Here is a 2,240-nt window from a genome sequence, read left to right as displayed (position 1 = left end):
CGGCCATACGGATCCTCCTGCCGTCATCGTGCATGTCGATACGACACTGAAGCAGAATCCGGCGAAGCCTGCGCAAGCCGTCGGGTGTGTCCGCGGCCCGGTGAACCTATGTGGTCACCGCACTAGCGAGCCAGGCTGACCAGTTCCCGCTGATCGTCACCGACCCACCCCACCGGGCCATCCATAACCCCGACGCCAACCTGCACACAAAAGATTCCGCCAGCGGACCCGCGGGTTGGCCGCGGTGTTCATGTTCGCCTGGGGCTCGGTAGCTGCCCGGCGGATCAGCTCCAGACGGCGGGGGCCTGTAGCCCCGCCAGCCACCACAAACAAAACACCCACCCAGCGCCCTGACTACGCCCTGTTCAGGGTCTTCTTTGGCTGGCGGGGCACGGTGTCGCCCTTCAGATGTCCGTACACCGTCGAGCGCGGCACCCCGAACAGGTCCGCGATCTGCTGGACGGTCTTGTCCCGCGTGTCGTACAGCTCCTGGGCGAGGGCGGCCTGGTCGGCGGTGAGCTTGGGCCGGCGTCCGCCGACCCGGCCGCGGGCACGGGCAGAGGCCAGGCCGTCCATCGTGTTGGCCACGATCAGCTCGCGCTGCAGCTCGGCCAGGACCGACAGCATGCCGAACATCGCACGGCCCTCCATCGTGGCAGTGTCGATGCCCTGTTCGATCACATGCAGTCCCACCCCGCGCATCCGCAGGTCCGCCCCGAGGGTGACCAAGTGCTGGACTGAGCGCGACAGCCGGTCCAGTCGGGTGACCTTCAGCGTGTCGCCCTCGCGCAGCAGCTTAAGGACCAGGTCGAGGCTCGGCCGGGAAGCCTTGGCACCACTGGCCTTGTCCAGATGGATGTCGTTGCGGTCGACGCCCGCGCGCAGCAGCGCGTCGATCTGGTGGTCGGGGTTCTGGTCGGCAGTACTGATCCGCGCGTAGCCGAAGAGCCCCGTCGAAATCTACTCCACGTACCGTTCACCGACATTGATTTTCGACACGAGTTATCGACAATGCCCATCTGCGGCTCCGTGATCGGTCCGGCGAGTGTCGACAGACGACCGTTACTCGACACCGAGATGACCAATCCCACAACCACACAGACTAGCGGCGATTACTCAGCGCGACTTTGCGGCTGGTGACGCGGACCCGAGCGGGGCCTAGGACACTGCCATCGCGTTGCCCTCCACCACGAATCCGGGTCCGGGGTCGCTGAACTCCACCAATCCGGCACCGCGCAGGATGATCCAACACCGTGATCGAACCGAGACGTCAACCGGAGGTTCTTTCGTTACCGCAGGTCAGACGCACCTTCGTTGGAAATTTCTTCATTGCTACTGGGACCCCAAGAACGGTTGTGGGCCGCGTACGACCACCGCCTCACCGACCGTGATGCGCTGAGGCGCCTGTGCCTCGGTCATGATCCACCCCTCGCCTCGAAGCAGGCCGCACAGTGTCAGCGGCGCGCCGTCGGCGAACCGCAACGACCACGGCGGCGACAGGATCGAGTGCCCGAAGACAGAGCCGTTGGCGCGTACCCCGCGCAGGAGATCGGCAAAGGCGTCCATGGCTGAAGCGTAGACGGATGGACATGCGAAGCGCGGTTTTGACCCATGGAAAGTCCACGTCTGGCACGGTTTGCTGAGATGCATGAGCCAAGATGTATTCCTGGTACTGGGTGCCACGGGAAAGACCGGCCGGCGGGTGGCCGCCAGGCTGCGGGCCTCCGGCAGGACCGTTCGGGCGGCCTCCCGATCGAGTGAGGTGCGCTTCGACTGGGCGGATCCGGCCACATGGGACGACGCGGTCGACGGTGTCTCAGCGGTGTACGTCATCGCGCCCGAGGTGCCGGGTCCCGCGCACGAGTTCGTACCCGTAGCGGTGGCCGCCGGCGTGCGCCGGTTCGTGCTGCTGTCCGGCCGCGGCGCCGACACCTGGGGCGACTCCCCTTTCGGCCTGGACGTGCGCTCGGCCGAGGAAGCTGTGCGCGCCTGCGGCGTCGAGTGGTCGATCCTGCGCCCGACGAACTTCAGCCAGAACTTCGACGACGGCTTCTTTTACGCTCCGATCATGGCGGGTGAGCTGGCGCTGCCCGCCCGTGGCATTGTGGAGCCCTTCATCGACGTGGACGACATCGCCGACGTGGCGGTGGCGCTGCTCACCGAGCCCGGGCACGCCGGCCGCACCTATGAGCTGTCCGGCCCGCGGGGGCTCACCTTCGGCGAGGCCACCGAGGAAATCG

Annotated in this window: 3 protein-coding genes; 1 reads left to right on the top strand and 2 read right to left on the bottom strand. The window is 66.5% G+C overall.

All coding sequences use genetic code 11. The annotated features are described in order from the left end of the window. Positions 1–354 precede the first annotated feature (354 nt). Entirely contained in the window at positions 355–960 is a 606-nt protein-coding gene (locus ACTWPW_RS63855) for a recombinase family protein (protein WP_443174987.1), read from the bottom strand. 372 nt (positions 961–1,332) lie between these two features. Further along, positions 1,333–1,566: a cupin domain-containing protein gene (locus tag ACTWPW_RS63850; RefSeq protein WP_443174986.1), complete on the bottom strand. Its 234-nt coding sequence runs from the start codon at positions 1,564–1,566 to the stop codon at positions 1,333–1,335. Positions 1,567–1,648: 82 nt separating this feature from the next. Between ACTWPW_RS63850 and ACTWPW_RS63845 the strand changes: the two genes are divergently transcribed. Continuing rightward, on the top strand, positions 1,649–2,240 hold a 592-nt coding region (locus ACTWPW_RS63845), incomplete at its 3' end, for an SDR family oxidoreductase (protein ID WP_443174985.1).

Origin of the sequence: Nonomuraea sp. KM90 (assembly GCF_052246675.1) — a bacterium.
Lineage (GTDB): Bacteria > Actinomycetota > Actinomycetes > Streptosporangiales > Streptosporangiaceae > Nonomuraea.
Note: the sequence above shows the minus strand (reverse complement) of the source record. Positions and strands in the feature narration are given on the sequence as shown.

Bases quoted from the DNA above. Each gene is read 5' to 3' on its own strand.
- ACTWPW_RS63850 (WP_443174986.1), bottom strand. From the start codon at position 1,566: ATGGACGCCTTTGCCGATCTCCTGCGCGGGGTACGCGCCAACGGCTCT.